The organism is Dermacoccus sp. BD5 (genome assembly GCF_044878485.1).
GTDB classification, from domain to species: Bacteria; Actinomycetota; Actinomycetes; order Actinomycetales; family Dermatophilaceae; genus Dermacoccus; species Dermacoccus nishinomiyaensis.
On record NZ_JANJER010000015.1, the window covers coordinates 16,474 to 34,541 of the forward strand.

The window sequence follows — 18,068 nt, forward strand, 5'->3', positions numbered from 1 at the left end:
CCGCCTCAAGCCGGGCGGCGGTAGCTCACGGAGAACGTGTCACCCGTGCGGCTGATCCCGCTGGGGACGGCGAGTGCGGCGCCGGTGCTCATCGTGATGCGTGTCGACGGCCAACCGGCGAGGTTGCGCGTGCCGTCCTTGCCCTTGGCGTAGACGCTGGAGAAGGTGGGGGAACCGACGTTCGCGAGCGCGCGGGCCCGGCCGTCGGCTCCGCTCGTGCGTTCGAGCACCGCTTCGGCCACGCCGCGAGGTGCCGTACTCTTGCGGTCTGTGCCGACGCAGTCGTTCGTGCGCCAGTTGCACAGCGTGAAGTACGAACGGCCTTCCTTCGCCGCGTAGCGCACCGTCACCTCGACCGCGTCGCCCGGCGCGACCGCCAGGTTCGTGACGCGTTCCTGCGCGCGGCTCGGGTAGGTTTCGATCCAAGGGTAATAGCTCGTCTTCCACTTCGTGCAGTGCCCGCGCGTGACGGCGGTGCAGACGACATCGGACTCCGTTCCTGCCTGCACGAGCTCGCCCTGCTTCGCGGTGCCTCCGCCGAGCCCGACCCACATGGCCGAGTACCCGTCGCGCCCCGGCCACGATGCCTTGGGCACGATCCAGGTGCCGTGGATGCTCTCAGGGCCGGCGATACTCGCCTGGTATCCCGCCCAGTTCGCGTACGCGGCGGGCTTGACGGGCGCCGGGCGCACCGTCGCCTTCGGGCGGACCATGACGCTGCTGTCGGGCGTCGCCTGCTTGGGCGCGGCGTGCGCAGCTCGCGCCGTCGTCGTGGGCGTGCTCTTGGCCCCACGCACCGTCGCCGGCTTCGTCGAACCCTTCGTCGCGGTGGAGACGTGGCGCGCTGACGAGGGCGTCGCGGTCATGTTCTTCGCGCCGGCGCTCTTCGGCGTCGCCTTCTTCGTCGCAGCGTTCTTCGACGTGGCACTCGCGGCGGGCTGGGCGGGGTGCGAAGCACCCGCCATGGCGGACGGCGCGCTCAGCGCGGCGATGGCTGCGACGACGCTCGCGGAGGCGAGCGTGCGGTGGCAAATGGACAAGACCTGTCACTCCTTCGGATGGACGGCTGGTCCCCTCCAACCTATCCACGCAGGCACCGGGCGCCACCGGCGGCGCGCCGAGGCCCGAGGCGCGGATGGCGACGGCCCCCTGTTCACGGGTGGCGCGTCGTGTTCGCCTCCGGACGTCATCGGACCTAGGGTGGCACCGTGAGCGAGACCCGGGATCCGACGAGTCGCGTGTGGACGGTGCCGAACGCGCTGTCGATGCTGCGGCTGCTCGGGGTGCCCCTGTTCGTGTGGCTGCTGCTCGCCCATCACGACGGTGTGGGTCTCGTCGTCCTCATGATCGCCGGGTTCACCGACTACGCCGACGGCAAGATCGCCCGCAGGTTCCACATGGAATCGCGTCTCGGCGCGCTGCTCGACCCTGCGGCCGACCGGCTCTACATCGCCGCGACGATCGTCTGCCTCGCGATCCGCGGCATCCTGCCGCTGTGGGTCGTGCTCGCCCTCGTGGCGCGCGAGCTGTTCATCCTCGCTCTCGCGCCGACGGTGCGCCGTCACCGGCTGCCGTTGCCGCCCGTGCACTTCATCGGCAAGGCCGCGACGTTCAACCTCCTCTACGCCTTCCCGCTGCTCGTCGTCGCACAGTTCGACGGCACCGTCGGGGATGTCGCCGCTCCGATCGCGTGGGCGTTCGTCATCTGGGGCGTGACGCTGTACTGGCTCGCCGGGCTGCTCTACGCCGTGCAGGTGAGGGAGATGGTCAACGCCGTTCGAGCCCCGCAGGCCGCACGGTGACGCGCCTTCACTGGCGCCGCCACGAACGTCCGGGCGCCGCGCCGCGCGAGGTCGAGGTGCGTGACCCCGCGGCGAGCATGGCGCTCATCTTCGATGCGATGCGTCACCCCATCGACCCCTCGTACGCCGACTCGGCGGCGCGCCGCGAGGCCCAGGGCGCGCCTGCGCGCAGCTGGCGACGCTCACCGCTGCTCATCATCTCCCTGCTGCTCATCGGCCTCATGGTCGGCGCCGCCGCGCACGCGCTGCGCGTGCCCCGCGCCGTCGCGCAGGATCGGCACGCACAGCTCGTCGACCAGATCGAGACGAAGCAGAGCGACAACGACGACGCCTCCGCCGAGCTCACGCGGCTGCGCGACGACGTCGCGTCGGCGCAGAAGGGCGCTCTCGATCGTCAGTCGCAGGCGGGGCTGAAGAAGACGCTCGACGACGCGACGCGGACGGCGGGCCTCGCCGAGGTTCGCGGCCCGGGCGTCGTCATGACGGTGTCGAACCCCGACACCAAGGGCGCCGACTCGGCTGACAGCGATCCACGCACCGGGAACGCCGCGGACGCGGTCACCTCGACCGACCTGCAGCAGCTCGTCAACGGGTGGTGGCGGGCCGGCGCCACCGGTATCGCCATCAACGGCCAGCGCGTCACGTCGATGACGGCGATCCGGTTCGCGGGCTCGGCCGTCCTCGTCAACTTCCGTCCGCTCGCGCCGCCGTACGAGATCAGCGTCATGGGACCAGACGACATGCAGAAGACCTTCACCGGCTCGTTCGCCGACCAGTACGCCGCGAGTCTGCGCAAGTCCGGTTTCGGCGTGACGAGCAACGCCTCGAACGACGTCGACCTGCCCGCCCTCGACAGCGTGCACGTCACGCACGCCCGCATCGTTCCCTGACGCACCACCCCCGAGGAGAACACGTTGTTACCTGCCATCGGACTCGCAGTCGGCCTCGCCCTCGGGCTGTGGCTGCACCCCGACGTCCCCGTGTGGATGCAGCCGTACCTGCCGATCGCCGTCATCGCCGCGCTCGATGCGCTGTTCGGTGGTCTGCGCGCGGCGCTCGACGGCATCTTCGACGACAAGGTCTTCGTCGTGTCGTTCCTGTCGAACGTCGTCGTCGCAGCGTTCATCGTCTTCCTCGGCGACCAGCTCGGCGTCGGCAGTCAGCTGTCGACGGGTGTCGTCGTCGTTCTCGGCTTGCGCATCTTCACGAACGTCGCCTCCATCCGTCGTCACATCTTCAAGGCATGAGTGCCCCCGGCATGCGCACACCTGCTGACGAGCCCGCGACCCCGCGTGAGACGACGCCCGAGGGGCAGCTCGACGCTCAGGCCCCGCACGGGTCCGAGCCTCGGGCCGAGAACCCCTGGGGCGAGAACTCCTCAGACGCGGGCTCGCCGCCCCAGGCGCACCACCGTCCGTGGAAGCGGTTCGCGTTCGGCGGCCCCGGCACCGGCGTCGGGACCCTCGCGGCGTCCGTGCTCGCGCTCGGGCTGGGCTTCGCCGTCATGACGCAGGTGCGTCAGCACGAGAAGTCCGGCCTGGACAACCTGTCGCAGTCCGACCTCGTGGCGCTGCTGTCGACCGTGCAGGATCAGTCGGCGCGCCTCGAGACGGAGCTGGGCGACCTGCGCGAGAGCAAGTCGAAGCTGGCCTCCGGCGGTGACCGCGCCGCCGTCGAGGACGCACAGAAGCGACTCGACCAGATGCGCATCCTCAACGGCAGCGTCGCCGTCAGCGGCCCCGGCATCACGATCAGCGTCGAGGGCGGTGAGAAGGTGACGTCCGCGAACGTGCTCGACGCCGTGCAGGAACTGCGGGACGCGGGCGCCGAGTCGATCGACGTCGGCGGTCACCGCGTCATCGCCTCGACGTGGTTCTCGGACGTCGACGGATCGGCCGGCGTGCAGGGCGACAAGCTGCCCTCGACGTTCACGATCACGGCCATCGGCGATCCGCACACGATGAGCACCGCAATGGCCATTCCGGGTGGTGTGACGGATACGCTGACACAAGCAGGCGCCCGGGTTAAGGTCACCGAGGGCGCCACGAACAAGATCACCTCGATCGCCGGGGCGAAGTGAACCCCACCGTGTTCGCCGACACCACGACGACCAACCAAGGAGAGTCATGAGCGATCTTCAGTACCCCGCCGACCTGCGCTACACCGAGGACCACGAGTGGGTGGCCGACAAGGGCGAGGGCACAGTGCGCGTCGGCATCACGTCGTACGCCCAGGACGCTCTCGGTGACGTCGTCTACGTCAGCCTGCCGGCCGTCGGCGACACCGTCACCGCCGGTGAGTCGTGCGGCGAGGTCGAGTCGACGAAGTCGGTCAGCGACCTGTACTCCCCGCTCGACGGCGAGATCGTCGCCGTCAACGACACGCTGGACGCCGAGCCGGGCACGGTCAACACCGACCCGTACGAGTCGGGTTGGATGTTCGAGATCCGCGTCTCCGACGCCTCCGCCGTCGAGGCCCTCATGGACGTCGAGGCCTACCGCGCCTCGCTCGACTGAGCTCCTCGAGGACCAGATCACCCGGCGATTGCACGACGATCGCCGGGTGACGGTATTCTGACCAACAATTCCGAGCCCTCCAGCCCTTCGCGGCTGAGGCGAGATCCACGAACGGCGTCGTCGCGGCGCGGGGGTGCACACCATGGTTGACGAGCAGAACACCTACGTCGGTGACGCCACGACGATCGGCGTCCCCGGCTCGCACGAGGCCGCTGCGACCTTGTCGACGGAGGCGCCGCGCAGCCTGTCGCCCGCCGACCAGGCCATGGTCGAGGCGTTGCGCCCGAACACCGCCCTGCTCATCGCCCTCAGCGGGCCCAACGCCGGGGCGCGCTTCCTGCTCGACGCCGCCGAGGTCAGCGCCGGGCGTCACCCGAAGAGCGACATCTTCCTCGACGACATCACCGTCTCGCGACGTCACGCGATCTTCGTGCGTGACGAGGATGGCTACAGCGTGCAGGACATCGGCTCGCTCAACGGCACGTACGTCGCGCGTCAGCTCGTCGACCAGGCGAAGCTGCGCACCGGTGACGAGGTCATGATCGGCAAGTACCGTCTCACCTACTACGCGGCCCTGACGAAGGCCTGAGGGCTTCACGCATGGCGCACGGTCTCACGATCAGCGGTGTTCTCGACGAACTGCGCGAGGAGTTTCCCGACCTCACCGTCTCCAAGGTCCGTTTCCTCGACGCGCAGGGGCTCGTTTCGCCGAAGCGCTCCGATTCGGGCTACCGCCGCTACTCGCACGAGGACATCGACCGCCTCCGCTTCGTGCTGCGCGCGCAGCGTGACCGCTTCTGGCCGCTCAAGGTCATCCGTGACGCCCTCGACGCCTACGATCGCGGTCTCACCCCGGACGGGGACGTCATGGCGAGTGCCGTGCCCGCCGTCCCCGCTCAACACGTCGACGAAGACGTCCCGAGCGAGGAACAGCTCACGGCCGCGCCCCGCGAGAACCTGTCGCTGACGCGCGACGAACTGGCCCGTGGGGCTCAGGCGAGCACCTCGCTCATCGACGACCTCGTGACCTTCGGCCTCATCCGCGCTGATTCCGGTGGTCACTTCGACGCCGACGCACTCGCCGTCGCGACAGCTGCTGCCGGGCTCGCTGAGTTCGGTGTGCAGGCCCGTCACCTGCGTCCGTTCCGCCTCGCCGCCGACCGTGAGGTCGGTCTCGTGGAGCAGGTGCCGCTGCGTGACACGACGCAACGCGTGACGATCGCTCAGCGCGCTCTCGCGCTGCACATCGCGCTCGTCAAGGCCGGCCTGCGTCACTGACGGCTCGCCACGCCCCGAGCGCGAGCGACCGGCACGCGCCGATGCGGCGTCGACGGAGTAGCGTGGTCGTCGTGAAACGCGCTGAGATCGCCGGAATCCGCATGGACGTCCCCACCGCAAGCCCCGTGCTGCTGCTGCGGATCGAATCGGGCCCCATCCACGTCCCATTGTGGATCGGTTCGTCCGAGGCCTCCATCATCGCCCTGTACGCCGAGGGCGTCGAAGCGCCCCGCCCGCTGACGCACGATCTGCTCCTCGACGTCGCCGCCGCCTCCGGTCGCGCCCTCGACCACGTCGAGATCTCGCGTCTCGTCGACGACGTCTTCGAGGCGAGCCTCGTCTTCGACGACGGCGGCCGCGTCGATGCGCGCGCGAGTGATGCCGTGGCCCTCGCCGTGCGCGCCCAGACGCCGATCCTCGTCGACGACGCCGTCGTCACCGCCGCTGGGCTCGAGGTGGCCGACGAGCAGGAGGAAGAGGTCGAGAAATTCCGCGAATTCCTCGACCAGGTGAGCGCCAACGACTTCGAGGAACCAGGCGAATGAGTTAACCCTCAACTTAACGTTGAGATATAGCGCAGGGGCGGAACTCACCGTCGACTCGAACGTTAATGTTCGTGGTCAGACCGTGATGCCGCGTCATGGCGGGAAATCTTTCCGGCGTGTCGCGTGTCGAATCGTTGCCCGGCGCGACCCGCGCCCGTACCGTTGAGGGAGTCAAGAGGGCGTGCTGCACGTGCTCACGTCTTTGTTCTTCCAGGAGGTCGCCGTGGTCAGCACCGGCAAGGCGCACGAATCGCAGAAGCAGGTTCATGCGCCGCTCGATGCGGATATCAGCCGTACCGCAGCGCTCGACGACGCGACGCTCGGCTACCGCGGCCCCGCCGCCTGCCGCGCGGCGGGCGTCACCTACCGTCAGCTCGACTACTGGGCCCGCACGGGTCTGCTCGAGCCGTCGGTGCGCAACGTCAGCGGCTCCGGCCACCAGCGTCTGTACTCGTTCCGCGACGTCCTCGTCCTCAAGGTCATCAAGCGCCTGCTCGACGCGGGTGTCTCCTTGCAGCAGATCCGGGTCGCCGTCGCGGCGCTGCGCGACCACGGCGTGCGCGAGCTGGCGGGCATCACGCTGATGTCCGATGGCGCGTCCGTGTACGAGTGCACGAGCGACGACCAGGTCATCGACCTGCTGCGCGGCGGCCAGGGCGTGTTCGGCATCGCGCTCGGCTCGGTCTGGCGTGAGGTCGAGGGCACCCTCGCCGAACTGCCGAGCGAGCGCCCTGACGCCACCGAGATGGCCGAGCACCCCGGCGACGAGCTGCGCCGCCGTCGCGTCGCGAAGAAGGCCGGCTGACCGCCTCTTTTCGTCCGTTCGAGTACCCGATACCCGCGAGGGGTGTCGGGTACTGTGGTGTTCGCTGTCGAACCTGGCGGGAGAGACCTGTTGCCGCGAGCACGGGCGCCGAAGGGGCAAGCCTCCCCGCAACCTCTCAGGCGAAGTGGACCGTCCAGGTGAAGCAACTCTGGAGCGCGTGCGTGTGACAGAGGGGGAGTAGCCAGCCAAACGGCTGGCCGTCACCCACGACGTGTCACGGGAGTCCTCCATGACCAGCGAATCGCTCGCCCCCTTCGTCGCCCGCCACATCGGCCCCGGCGACGACGATCTCGACCACATGCTCGAAACGATCGGTGCGAGCTCGCTCGACGATCTCATCGCGCGTGCGGTGCCGCAGACGATCGCGCAGCAGCGCCCCCTCGCCCTCGACGCCGCGCCGTCGGAGGCCGCCGTCCTCGCCGAGTTGCGGGAGAAGGCGTCGCGCAACGCAGTGCTCACCTCGATGATCGGCCTCGGCTACTACGGCACGCACACCCCGGGCGTCATCAAGCGCAACATCCTCGAGAACCCGGCCTGGTACACCGCTTACACGCCGTACCAGCCGGAGATCAGCCAGGGCCGCCTCGAGGCGCTGCTCAACTTCCAGACCGTCGTCACCGACCTCACAGGGCTCGCGACGGCCGGTTCGTCGCTGCTCGACGAGGCGACCGCCGTCGCCGAGGCGATGACGCTGATGCGCCGCGTCAGCAAGGCGCCCAAGGATGCGGTGCTCCTGGTCGACGCGAAGGTCATGCCGCAGAGCATCGCCGTGACGCAGACCCGTGCGACGCCGCTCGGGCTCGACGTCATCGTCGCCGACCTGCGCGGTGTCGACTCGCCCGAGGCCCTCGTCGAGGCGGCCGGTGGTCGCAGCGTGTTCGGCGTCGTCGTCCAGTACCCGGCGGCGGACGGTCAGATCGTCGCGTGGAAGAAGCTCGCCGACGCCGCGCACGAGCACGGCGCCCTCATCACCGCCGCGACGGACCTGCTCGCGCTGACGCTGCTCGCCTCGCCCGGTTCGTGGGGAGCCGACGTCGCCGTCGGCAGCTCGCAGCGCTTCGGAGTCCCGATGGGTTTCGGTGGCCCGCACGCCGGATTCATGGCCGTCCGCTCCGGGCTGGAGCGCAACATGCCGGGTCGCCTCGTCGGCGTCTCGGTGGACGCGGACGGCAACCAGGCGTACCGCCTCGCGCTGCAGACGCGTGAGCAGCACATCCGCCGCGAAAAGGCGACGTCGAACATCTGCACCGCCCAGGTGTTGCTCGCCGTCATGGCGTCGATGTACGCCGTTTACCACGGCCCTCAGGGGCTGAAGGCGATCGCCGAGCGTGTCCACGAGACCGCTCGCCGCCTCGCGACGGCGCTGCCGAAGGCCGGCCTCGAGGTCGAGCACGACACGTTCTTCGACACCCTCGCGGTGCGCGCCGAGGGTCGCGCCCAGTCGCTCGTCGACTCGGCCCTCGAGCACGGCGTCAACGTGTGGAAGGCCGATGACGACACCGTCTACGTCAGCGTCGACGAGACGACGAGCGAGGACGAGCTCGACGCGCTCGGCGCCGCATGGGGCTTCCGCGCCCGTGAGGCGGCGGAGAACACAGCGTGGCCGAAGGAGATCGAGCGCACGGAGGAATACCTCACGCACCCGGTGTTCAACAGCCACCACAGCGAGACCGCGATGCTGCGCTACCTGCGTCGCCTCGCCGACCGCGACTACGCGCTCGATCGCGGCATGATCCCACTCGGTTCGTGCACGATGAAGCTCAACGCCACGACCGAGATGGAAGCGGTGACGTGGCCCGAGTTCGCTCACCTGCACCCGTTCGCGCCCGCCAACCAGAACGAGGGCATCCGCGAGCTCATCGCCGACCTCGAGGGCTGGCTGTGCGAGATCACCGGCTACGACGACATCTCGTTGCAGCCGAACGCCGGCTCGCAGGGTGAGTTCGCCGGCTTGCTCGCGATCCACGCCTACCACGAGGCGAACGGTGAGGGGCACCGCAACATCTGCCTCATCCCCGCCTCGGCGCACGGCACGAACGCGGCGTCGGCCGTCATGGCGGGCCTCAAGGTCGTCGTCGTCAAGACGGCCGCCTCGGGTGAGGTCGACCTCGACGACTTCAAGGCCAAGCTCAAGGAGCACGGCGAGAACCTCGCGGCCATCATGATCACCTACCCCTCGACGCACGGTGTGTTCGAGGACACGATCACCGAGATCTGCAGCCTCGTCCACGAGGCCGGTGGCCAGGTGTACGTCGACGGCGCCAACCTCAACGCGATGGTGGGGCTCGCTCAGCCGGGCAAGTTCGGCGGCGACGTGTCGCACCTCAACCTGCACAAGACGTTCTGCATCCCGCACGGCGGCGGTGGCCCCGGCGTCGGCCCGGTCGCGGTGCGTGAGCACCTCGCGCCGCACCTGCCGAACCACCCGCTGTTCGCGGAGGCCGGTCCCGCCACGGGCGTCGGCCCGATCTCGGCGGCGCCGTTCGGCTCGGCGAGCATCCTGCCGATCTCGTGGGCGTACGTGCGTCTCATGGGCGGCGAGGGGCTGACGAAGGCGACGCAGATGGCCGTCGTCAACGCCAACTACGTCGCGAAGCGTCTGCGCGAGGCCTACCCGGTGCTCTACGCGGGTTCCGACGGTCTCGTCGCGCACGAGTGCATCCTCGACCTGCGTCCGCTGACGAAGGAGTCGGGCATCACCGTCGACGACGTCGCCAAGCGCCTCATCGACTACGGCTTCCACGCCCCGACGATGAGCTTCCCCGTCGCGGGCACGCTCATGGTCGAGCCGACGGAGTCCGAGTCGCTCGAGGAGCTCGACCGCTTCGTCGACGCGATGCTCGCCATCCGCGCCGAGATCCAGGACGTCATCGACGGCAAGGTCGCCGCCGACGAGTCGGCCCTGCGTCACGCGCCGCACACCGCGGAGTCGTTGACGAGCGACTGGGAGCACCCGTACGAGCGTCGCGACGCCGTCTACCCGGGCTCGACCGACCCGCGCAGCAAGTACTGGGCGCCCGTTCGCCGCATCGACGGTGCGTACGGCGACCGCAACCTCATCTGCTCCTGCCCGGCGCCCGAGGCGTACGAGGACTGATGCCGCGCTGAGGCGCAGCCCCTGACAACGCCGCGACGAACGGCCGCTCACCCTCGGGGTGAGCGGCCGTTCGTCGTCTGCTGCCGTCAGGCGCGTTCGGGCACGAGGTCGCCGGTGCCGGCGCGGTGGCGGTAGTCCTCGAGGAAGTCAGCGATACGTCCGATGGCCTCTTCGAGCACGTCGACGTCGGGCAGCGTGACGAGTCGGAAGTGGTCGGGGGCGACCCAGTTGAAGCCCGTGCCGTGCGTGACGAGGATCTTCTTGGCCCGCAGGAGGTCGATGACGAAGTCCTGGTCGTTGTCGATCGGGTAGATCTCGGGGTCGAGGCGCGGGAAGGTGTAGAGCGAGCCCATCGGCTTGACGCAGCTGACGCCGGGGATCTCGTTGAGCATTCGCCAGGCCAGCATCGACTGTTCGTAGAAGCGGCCGTCAGGTCCGATGAGCTCGCTGATCGACTGGTAGCCGCCGAGCGCGGTCTGGATGGCGTGCTGCGCGGGCACGTTGGCGCACATGCGCATGTTGGCGAGCAGCGTCAGACCCTCGAGGAAGTCCTCGGCGAGGTGCTTCGGCCCGGAGATCATGACCCAACCGGCGCGGTAACCGCACACGCGGTAGGCCTTGGACAGGCCGCTGAAGGTGAGGCACAGGACGTCGTCGCCCGCGAACGTCGCGGCGTGGTGATGCACAGCGTCCTCGAACAGGATCTTCTCGTAGATCTCATCGGCCATGACGACGAGGTCGTGGCGGCGCGCGATGTCGACGAGGCCGCGCACGACATCCTCGGAGTAGACGGCGCCCGTGGGGTTGTTCGGATTGATGATGACGATGGCGTGGGTGTTCTCGGTGATCTTCGACTCGATGTCCGCCAGATCCGGGTTCCAGCCGTTCTCCTCGTCGCACAGGTAGTGCACGGGCGTACCGCCGGTGAGGGAGACCGCACCGGTCCACAGCGGATAGTCGGGGGCGGGCACGAGGATCTCGTTGCCGTCGTCGACGAACGCCTGCAGCACCATCGTGATGAGCTCGGAGACGCCGTTGCCGATGTAGACGTCCTCGACCTGCGTGTCCTTGAGGCCGCGGCTCTGGTAGTACTGCGCGACGGCCGTGCGCGCCGAATAGATGCCGCGGCTGTCGCTGTAGCCCTGCGCGTGGTGCAGGTGGTGCTTCATGTCCGCGAGGATCGCCTCCGGCGCCTCGAATCCGAACGGCGCCGTGTTGCCGATGTTGAGCTTCAGGATCTTGTGACCCTCGGCCTCGAGCCGCTGCGCCTCCTCCAGGATCGGGCCACGCACGTCGTAGCGGACGTTCTGGAGCTTGTTCGACTGTCGGATCGCACGCATGAGCACAGGTTTTCACACCGCGTCGCTCAGGGCGTGGTAGACACGGCATTCGGGACGGCGGCGTGCCCCGGCGCGGACGTCGTCCGCACGCTCGAGCCCTCGGAGGTCTTGACGACCTCGACGTGCGTGGGGATGCGGGCGCGCAGTTCGGTGACGTGGCTGACGACGCCGACGAGCCGTCCGCCCTCGCGCAGCGAGTCAAGCACTTCCATGACCTGCTCGAGCGTGTCCTGATCGAGGCTGCCGAACCCCTCGTCGACGAACAGCGTGTGAAGTTCCAGGCCGCCTGAGTCGGCGCGCACGGCGTCGCCGAGGCCGAGGGCGAGGGCGAGGGAGGCCATGAACGCCTCGCCGCCTGAGAGCGTGGCGGTGTCGCGTGAGCGCCCCGTCCACGCGTCGACGACGAGCAGCCCGAGGCCGCTGCGCTGGTTGCCCCTGGCTCGTTCGTCGGTGTAACGCAGCTGGTAGCGCCCGTCCGTCATCGTCGCAAGACGTTCGTTGGCCATCTGCGTGACCGTCTCGAGGTGCGCGGCGAGCACGTAGCTCGTCAGCCGCATGCGCCGGGTGTTCTCGCCGGTGCCGGTGAAGCTCGCAGCGAGTTCGGCCGTCTCCGCGGCGCGCTCGGCCATCGGCAGATAGGTGCGGACGGCGTCGGCCACCTGGTGGCGCACCGAGTCGAGCACGGCCTGAGTCTGCTGCCACTTGACGGCGACCGTCGTGGCCTCCTGGGCCCGGCGGGTCAGCACCTCGGCACGCTGGGCGAGCCGCGCCGGATCGGCGGCCGGGGTGAAGGCGGCGATGCGCACCTGCTCGTCCTCGAGGCTCGTCTGTGCGGCGGCGACCCGGCGGACGGCGTCGTTCCAGGTGGCGTCGAGGCGGGCGCGCTCGTCCTCGGGCAGGGCCAGTGCGCGCGCCTGTTCGATCGTGTCGTGCCCGGCGACGGCGAGTTCGTCCGCCACGGCCTGGGCGGCACTTCTGGCGGTCTGCTCCGCGTGCTGAGCGTCGCGCTGGGCGCGCTCGACGTCATCGATGAGGCGTCGACGCTCGGTGACGGCCGCGAGCGCCGCCGCGACGAACGACGGCTCGAGCGGTGCGGGAGAGCCGGGCTGGTCTTTCGCCTCCTCGGCGCGCGCGCCGAGCCCGTCGGCGACTGCCTCCATACGTTGCGCCGACATCAGCGACCCCGGCGGCGTCGAGACCGCCGCCGGGCTCGACGGCTGCTGCGACTGGTACGAACCCGTCCCGGAGGCCGCGCTGCGCGGCGCCCACTCGACGCCGAGAGCGGCCAGGGTGGCCGACGGGACCGCCTGCAGCGCAGTGGTGAGGACGTCGAGCGCGTGCTCCGTGGCCGTTCGAGCCTCACCAACGGCGCTCTGCGCTCCCACGGAACGCTCCTCGGCCGCGCTCAGCGCGGAAAGTTCCTTCGTGTGGGCGGCTTCTGCGCTCGAGAGCGCCGCGCGTGCTTGGGTTGCTTCAGCAGACAGTGCAGCGGCCGTCGTCGTGAGGTCGGTGAGCGCGCGCGTGACGGCGTCGGCCAAAGCCTCGCAGGCCCGCGCGTCTTCGGCCGGTGCATCGTCGTTCCGCTCATCGTCGGCTTGGGCGCCACCGTCAAGCGAAGCATCGTGGTTCTGTACGTCGCCGGCCGGCGTGCCGTTGTCGCCCGGAACGTCGGCCGCCAGGACGACGTCCTTTCGTGCGTCGTCATCATCGTCGGTTCTGAGCCATGTCCTCAGCGCGTCGGCGTGGCCCAGGCGGCGCGCGGTGGTCTCGACGTGGTCGAGGTGACGTAGCTGCGCCGGGTCATCGTGCGCGCGTGCCGTCGACAGATCGTCGGCGAGCGCCTCGACCGCGACGCGCAGTTCGTCGTGATGCACGGTCACGGCCTCGTCGAGGTGCCTCAGGCGTTCACGGGCCGCGCTCGCGGAGGCGCCGGCGCGCAGCCGGGCCGCGTCGGCCTCGCCGGCCCGCTGCTCGGCCTGCTCGATCTGCTCCGCGCCGGGAGCGTCATCGGCGGGGCTCGCCGGGCTCGGGTGCGTGGCTGAACCGCACACGGGGCACGGTTCGTCAGGTGCGAGAGCTGCACCCAGTTCGCCCGCGATGCCGGTCAGACGCGCCTCGCGCAGCCGCAGCACTTCGCGCTCCGCCGCCGCGTGGGCGCGTACGGCTTCGGTCTCGCGCTGCTCGGCCTTCGCGAGGGCGTGGGCCAGCTCAGGGCGACGCGCCGCCTCACGGCGCAGTCGCGCCAGGGCAGCCCGCGCATCTGACGGGTCAGGCAGCGTCGCCACGAGCGTCGCGACCTGGTCGTGCTGCTCGCCGGCGCGCGTCACGGCCCCTTCGGCCCGCGTGGTCGCCGCCTGGGCCTCGGCGAGCCGCGCCTCGGCGTCCTGCAGCTGCGCCACTGCACGAACCTCGCGCGTCTGCGCCGATGCCACATCGCGTGCGCTCGACTCGGCGTGACGCAGCGCGTCACTCACCGCCTCGAACCAGCCGTCGGTGAGCTCGGGGGAGGGCCAGCCACTCTCGGGCACGTGCACGCCCCGTTCGCGCAGCGCCGTCTCGGCCCGCGTGACGGCCTCCACCGCGCGTTCGGCATCCGCAGCCGCGGCGCCGGCGCGCGCGTGCAGCCTCAGCGCCCCGGCCACAGACGCCGCGTCGTCGAGGATGCGGCGCACCGAAGCCAGCCGGTCGGCGGGCCATTCGGCGATGACGTCCGCCGCCTGCTGGGCGCGTGCGCGCAGCAGGGTGCGGGCGGCCTCGTCGTCGGCGGCACGGCTCGCACGTCGCGCGCGCACCTCACTGGCGCGCGCCGCGTGCTCGAGAGCGTCGCGGCGTTCGGTGACCTCACGGACGACGGCGCGCAGACGCTCGGGTAGCTCGGCTACGTCCGCGCTGATGGCGTCGGCGCTCGGCGCATCGACGCTGACGTCGAACGGCGCCTCGAGGGGCTCGTCGAGGCGGGCAAGCGCGTCGTCGACGATGGTCAGGTGGCTGCGGATGCGCTCGAGTGACGCGTCGCGCTCGCGGGCGCGCTGATTCTTCGCCTCCGTGAACCACGTCTCGACGGCGTCGAACCGGCTGACGTCGAAGAGGCGCTCGAGCAGGATGCGGCGATCTTCCGGCTTGGCGCGCAGGAATTGAGCGAACTCGCCCTGTGGCAGCAGCACCACCTGCGCGAACTGCTCGAGTCGCATGCCCAGGGTGTCGCTCATCATGTCCGCGGCCTCGTCGATGCGCTGCGAGACGAGATGCCATGCGCTGTCGCGCCACTGGCTGAGCAGCACCGTGGCCTGACGCGTCGTCGTGCCCGTGCCGCGGCGTTTGGGCGCCTCCCACTGGGGGGTGCGCTGCACCCGCCAGCGGGTGCGTCCGACGCTGAACTCGAGCTCGACGCGCGGCTCGGCGAACGGTTCGGCGTGATGGCTGCGCAGGCTCTGACGCAGCGACTTGCGGGCACCGGGCACATCGCCGAACAGCGCGAACGCGATGGCGTCCAGCAGCGAGCTCTTGCCGGAGCCGGTGGGACCGTTGATGAGCAGGATGCCCTGATCGAGGGCGTCGAAGTCGATGTGCTCGCGCCCGGGGAAGGGCCCGAACGCCTCGAGGGTGAGCGAGTGCAATCTCATCGCAGGGCCTCCAGGTCGAACATCGAGCCGTCGTCGCGCATGGTCTCGGCGTCGTGGCGGTTCGCCGCGGCGACGGCGTGGCCGAGGGCGGTGCGTTCGGTCGCGTTGGGACCGCGTCCCCCGCGCACGTGGGCGAGGAAGTCGCAGCACAGCTCGACGTCGTCGCGCCCGGCGAGGCGCTCGGCGTACGTGAGCGGCGCATCATCCTTGCGGGCCGATTCGAAGGAGAGCCGCAGGGTGTGCGGGAAGCGGGCTCGCAGCCGATCCATCGCCGCGGCCGGCCGAATCTCGTCGGTCAGCGTCACCTGGCACCAAGCCGCCTCGGCATGGGCGAGTGCGGGCTCGGCGAGCAGGTCGTCGAGTTCGCCGACGAGCGTCGCGAGCGGGCGGTGCACGGGCGCCTCGATGAATTCCCCACGCGCGGCACCACGTGTGACGTCGATGAGCCACGTGCCCTTCGTGTGGCCTGCCTCGCTGAACGACATCGCGACGGGGCTGCCGCTGTAGCGCACGTGCTCTTCGAGCGTCTGCGGGCCGTGCAGGTGCCCGAGCGCGGCGTAGTCGAAGCCTGACACGACGGACGTGGGTACCTGGCCGAGGCCACCGACGCTGATGTCGCGCTCTGAGTCGCTCGTCGTCGCCCCGGCGAAGTACGCGTGCGCCATCGCGACGACGGGCGCGCCGTTGTCAGGCACCTGGGCTCGCGAGCGCGCGACCGCCTCGCTCAGCACCGCCCGATGCGTTCCCTCATCGAGGCCGAACACGCCCGCAGCTACCGACGGTTCGAGGTAGGGCAGCGCGACGACGTGACCGGCGATCTCGTCGCTGCCGCGCCGCGGCACCGCCACCGGCCGGGTGATGCCCTCATAGGCGGCGCGGATGTGCAGACCCGCATGCTCCATGATGCGCGAGCCGAAGTTGAGCCGGGACGCCGAGTCGTGGTTGCCGGAGGTGACGACGACGCGAGCGCCGGTGTCGAGCAACCGCCACAGGGCGTCGTCGAGCAGTTCGACGGTGCGCGGGTTGGGCAGCGCCCGGTCGTACACGTCTCCGGCGACGAGGACGGCGTCGACCTGCTCGTCGCGCGCGAGGTCGACGAGATGGTCGAAGTAGGCGGAGTGAGCCTCACCGAGGCCCTCGCCGTGGAACGAGCGGCCCAGGTGCCAGTCGGACGTGTGCAGGATGCGCATGTCTCACACGCTAGAGGTGAGCGCCGACAATCGCGGAATCCCGCGGAAGAAGCAGCCTGAATCGACGTCACACAGCTCGTGCGACCAGGGCACAGGACGCAGGTACGACCTCAGACCGACGGCAGGTGCGTCGTGTTCCACGAGGCGATCGTCGGGATTCCGTGGTGCGTGTCGAGGGCGCACACGGCGCCGGCGTCGAGCTGCAGCGACGCCGCGAAGCGCGGCTGCTGACGCAGGTACGCGGCGGCGAGGATGCGCAGCAGGTGCCCGTGGGCGACGAGGATGACGTCGCCCTGCTCCAGCAGCGGATGCACCCGTGCGAGCACGTGCGAGGCGCGCGCGGCGACGTCCTCGACCGTCTCACCCGGGGTCTCGCCAGGGATGACGCCGTCGGCGAAGATCTCCCAGTCGTACCCGACCTCCTCACGGATCTGCGGCGTCGACTTGCCCTCGTAGCCGCCGTAGTCCCACTCGCGCAGGTCGTCGTCGATCTCGAGGTTCTGCAGCCCGATGAGTTCGGCCGTGCGCCGCGCGCGCAGCAGCGGGGAGACGAACTCCGCGACGAAGTGGTGTCCGGCGAGCGCCTGCCCGGCCGCCCGCGCGACGGCCTCCCCGGCGGGCAGCAACGGCAGATCCGTGGTGCCGGTGTGGCGCCCGTCACGTGACCACTGCGTCTCGCCGTGGCGCACGAGCACGAGGCGTCCGGAGTCGGGGCGGGGGGCGTTGGGGCTGGCTGCGTCGGGCACGCCTGGCAGCCTAGTGGCACGATGGGCGTATGAGCGCCAACGACCCCCACCGCAGCGTCAGCATCTCCCGCACGAGCGCTGGACGCTTCGTCGCGACGAACGCGCGCGGCGGCACCCTCGAGTTCGGCTCGGGTGACGACACCGACTTCACGCCCGTCGAGCTGTTGCTCACCGCGATCGCCGGGTGCAGTGCCATCGACGTCGACATCTTCACCACGCGCCGCAGCGAGCCGACGCAGTTCGACGTCGTCGCCGAGGGCGACAAGGTGCGCGACGAGCAGGGCAACCACATGGGCCCGATCGACGTGACGTTCACCGTCCGTTTTCCCGAGGGCGACGCCGGCGACGCCGCGCGCAAGGTCTACCCGGAGACGGTCGAGTTGTCCCACGAGAAGCTGTGCACCGTCAGCCGCACGGTCGTGCTGCCCACCGAGGTGAGGATGCACGTCGCCGAATGACGGCCGCGGTGGCGGCGGCGCCCTGACGCTGTCCCCGGACCCGCTGCCCGGACGCGTTCTTGCCGCGCGTCGTCCCACGAATCGGACCCTGCGGATCGGGTGGGTGCGAATCCCCATCCGACCTCGTCGCCCGTGCCATAGTGTGCGGGCTGCTGTCGAGAGCCAGGGAGATGCGTCGGTGGACAAGATCACGCTCACCCATGACGTCCCGGTGCCGCCGGCGGCCGCGTTCTACCTGTTCGTCGGCGAGATCGGCAAGTGGTGGCCGCCGCTGCAGACTCCTGACCCCGCGCGTCATGCGGGCGTCGTCATCGAGGCCCGTCCGGGCGGGACCGTCAGCTTCCGAATCGGCGGCGAGGATCGCGCGTGGGGCGAGGTCGTCAGCGTCGACCTGCGCTCGTCGATCGTCTTCGACTGCTGGCGCCGCGGCGAGCATCGTCATCCGAGCCGCGTCAGCGTCCGGTTCAGCGACAGCGAATGGGGCACCCGCGTCACCTTCGAGCACGACGGTTGGGACGACGACAACGCAGGCGCGCGCGCCCGGTACGGCGACTGGCCGCTCATCCTCGCCGAGTTCGTCGCCCACACCCGCCGTCACGCGCGGGGGATCAGGGTGGCGGCGCGTGATCCGCGCGGCGTAGCCTGAG

At 70.2% G+C, this 18,068-nt stretch carries 17 protein-coding genes and 1 riboswitch; of the genes, 12 read left to right on the forward strand and 5 right to left on the reverse strand.

The features are described from left to right. Window positions 1–5: 5 nt before the first annotated feature. Window positions 6–1,040: a hypothetical protein gene (locus tag NQ706_RS11205; RefSeq protein ID WP_038568007.1), complete on the reverse strand. Its 1,035-nt coding sequence runs from the start codon at window positions 1,038–1,040 to the stop codon at window positions 6–8. 168 nt (window positions 1,041–1,208) lie between these two features. On the opposite strand from NQ706_RS11205, the gene NQ706_RS11210 reads away from it, so the two are divergent. The 10 genes from NQ706_RS11210 (at window position 1,209) to gcvP (ending at window position 10,064) form a co-directional block, all read left to right on the forward strand. Next, window positions 1,209–1,802 carry a CDP-alcohol phosphatidyltransferase family protein gene (locus NQ706_RS11210; protein WP_038568009.1) on the forward strand — a complete coding sequence of 198 codons (594 nt, stop codon included), beginning with the start codon at window positions 1,209–1,211 and terminating at the stop codon, window positions 1,800–1,802. Next, the gene (locus NQ706_RS11215; RefSeq protein WP_038568011.1) at window positions 1,799–2,692 is read left to right on the forward strand and encodes a DUF881 domain-containing protein; all 894 of its coding nucleotides are present in this window, start codon (window positions 1,799–1,801) and stop codon (window positions 2,690–2,692) included. The genes NQ706_RS11210 and NQ706_RS11215 overlap by 4 nt, the downstream gene beginning before the upstream one ends. A 24-nt stretch (window positions 2,693–2,716) precedes the next feature. After that, window positions 2,717–3,049: a small basic family protein gene (locus NQ706_RS11220; RefSeq protein ID WP_006943348.1), complete on the forward strand. Its 333-nt coding sequence runs from the start codon at window positions 2,717–2,719 to the stop codon at window positions 3,047–3,049. Continuing rightward, window positions 3,046–3,882 (forward strand): DUF881 domain-containing protein, encoded by an 837-nt coding sequence (locus NQ706_RS11225; protein WP_051805853.1) that lies wholly within the window; start codon window positions 3,046–3,048, stop codon window positions 3,880–3,882. Before NQ706_RS11220 ends, NQ706_RS11225 begins: the two co-directional genes overlap by 4 nt. A gap of 46 nt (window positions 3,883–3,928) precedes the next feature. Next, on the forward strand, window positions 3,929–4,318 hold the full coding sequence (gcvH, locus tag NQ706_RS11230; RefSeq protein ID WP_006943367.1) for a glycine cleavage system protein GcvH: 390 nt from the start codon (window positions 3,929–3,931) through the stop codon (window positions 4,316–4,318). 142 nt (window positions 4,319–4,460) lie between these two features. After that, window positions 4,461–4,907: an FHA domain-containing protein gene (locus tag NQ706_RS11235; protein WP_038568013.1), complete on the forward strand. Its 447-nt coding sequence runs from the start codon at window positions 4,461–4,463 to the stop codon at window positions 4,905–4,907. Window positions 4,908–4,918: 11 nt separating this feature from the next. Continuing rightward, entirely contained in the window at window positions 4,919–5,596 is a 678-nt protein-coding gene (locus NQ706_RS11240; protein ID WP_038568016.1) for a MerR family transcriptional regulator, read from the forward strand. Window positions 5,597–5,637: 41 nt separating this feature from the next. Then, entirely contained in the window at window positions 5,638–6,141 is a 504-nt protein-coding gene (locus tag NQ706_RS11245; protein ID WP_051805855.1) for a bifunctional nuclease family protein, read from the forward strand. A gap of 286 nt (window positions 6,142–6,427) precedes the next feature. Then, window positions 6,428–6,946: a MerR family transcriptional regulator gene (locus tag NQ706_RS11250; RefSeq protein ID WP_276525040.1), complete on the forward strand. Its 519-nt coding sequence runs from the start codon at window positions 6,428–6,430 to the stop codon at window positions 6,944–6,946. A 67-nt stretch (window positions 6,947–7,013) separates the two neighbouring features. Further along, window positions 7,014–7,110, forward strand: a riboswitch (glycine riboswitch). Between the two features lie 86 nt (window positions 7,111–7,196). Then, window positions 7,197–10,064, forward strand: a complete 2,868-nt coding sequence (gcvP, locus tag NQ706_RS11255) for an aminomethyl-transferring glycine dehydrogenase (protein ID WP_038568018.1) — start codon at window positions 7,197–7,199, stop codon at window positions 10,062–10,064. 86 nt (window positions 10,065–10,150) lie between these two features. Here gcvP and NQ706_RS11260 read toward each other — a convergent pair whose 3' ends face one another. The 4 genes from NQ706_RS11260 to NQ706_RS11275 all read right to left on the reverse strand — a co-directional run bounded on the left by NQ706_RS11260 (window position 10,151) and on the right by NQ706_RS11275 (window position 16,963). Then, window positions 10,151–11,404 (reverse strand): pyridoxal phosphate-dependent aminotransferase, encoded by a 1,254-nt coding sequence (locus NQ706_RS11260; RefSeq protein ID WP_038570839.1) that lies wholly within the window; start codon window positions 11,402–11,404, stop codon window positions 10,151–10,153. 26 nt (window positions 11,405–11,430) lie between these two features. Continuing rightward, window positions 11,431–15,027 (reverse strand): AAA family ATPase, encoded by a 3,597-nt coding sequence (locus tag NQ706_RS11265; protein ID WP_081873647.1) that lies wholly within the window; start codon window positions 15,025–15,027, stop codon window positions 11,431–11,433. Continuing rightward, complete coding sequence (locus NQ706_RS11270; protein ID WP_006944349.1) at window positions 15,024–16,217, reverse strand: exonuclease SbcCD subunit D; 1,194 nt, start codon at window positions 16,215–16,217, stop codon at window positions 15,024–15,026. The genes NQ706_RS11265 and NQ706_RS11270 overlap by 4 nt, the downstream gene beginning before the upstream one ends. A 110-nt stretch (window positions 16,218–16,327) precedes the next feature. After that, a complete protein-coding gene (locus NQ706_RS11275) occupies window positions 16,328–16,963 on the reverse strand; it encodes a histidine phosphatase family protein (RefSeq protein WP_115296254.1) in 636 nt (211 codons plus the stop codon). Window positions 16,964–16,992: 29 nt separating this feature from the next. Here NQ706_RS11275 and NQ706_RS11280 point away from each other — a divergent pair, with 29 nt between their 5' ends. Both NQ706_RS11280 and NQ706_RS11285 read left to right on the forward strand, forming a co-directional pair. After that, complete coding sequence (locus tag NQ706_RS11280; protein ID WP_006944390.1) at window positions 16,993–17,421, forward strand: OsmC family protein; 429 nt, start codon at window positions 16,993–16,995, stop codon at window positions 17,419–17,421. Between the two features lie 178 nt (window positions 17,422–17,599). Next, window positions 17,600–18,067 (forward strand): SRPBCC domain-containing protein, encoded by a 468-nt coding sequence (locus NQ706_RS11285; RefSeq protein WP_006944369.1) that lies wholly within the window; start codon window positions 17,600–17,602, stop codon window positions 18,065–18,067. Window position 18,068 lies beyond the last annotated feature (1 nt).

Coding starts and splice junctions, on each gene's coding strand:
- NQ706_RS11225 (WP_051805853.1), top strand. CDS start 3,046: ATGAGTGCCCCCGGCATGCGCACACCTGCTGACGAGCCCGCGACCCCG.
- gcvH (WP_006943367.1), top strand. CDS start 3,929: ATGAGCGATCTTCAGTACCCCGCCGACCTGCGCTACACCGAGGACCAC.
- NQ706_RS11235 (WP_038568013.1), top strand. CDS start 4,461: ATGGTTGACGAGCAGAACACCTACGTCGGTGACGCCACGACGATCGGC.
- NQ706_RS11240 (WP_038568016.1), top strand. CDS start 4,919: ATGGCGCACGGTCTCACGATCAGCGGTGTTCTCGACGAACTGCGCGAG.
- NQ706_RS11245 (WP_051805855.1), top strand. CDS start 5,638: ATGCGGCGTCGACGGAGTAGCGTGGTCGTCGTGAAACGCGCTGAGATC.
- gcvP (WP_038568018.1), top strand. CDS start 7,197: ATGACCAGCGAATCGCTCGCCCCCTTCGTCGCCCGCCACATCGGCCCC.
- NQ706_RS11260 (WP_038570839.1), bottom strand. CDS start 11,404: ATGCGTGCGATCCGACAGTCGAACAAGCTCCAGAACGTCCGCTACGAC.
- NQ706_RS11265 (WP_081873647.1), bottom strand. CDS start 15,027: ATGAGATTGCACTCGCTCACCCTCGAGGCGTTCGGGCCCTTCCCCGGG.
- NQ706_RS11270 (WP_006944349.1), bottom strand. CDS start 16,217: ATGCGCATCCTGCACACGTCCGACTGGCACCTGGGCCGCTCGTTCCAC.
- NQ706_RS11280 (WP_006944390.1), top strand. CDS start 16,993: ATGAGCGCCAACGACCCCCACCGCAGCGTCAGCATCTCCCGCACGAGC.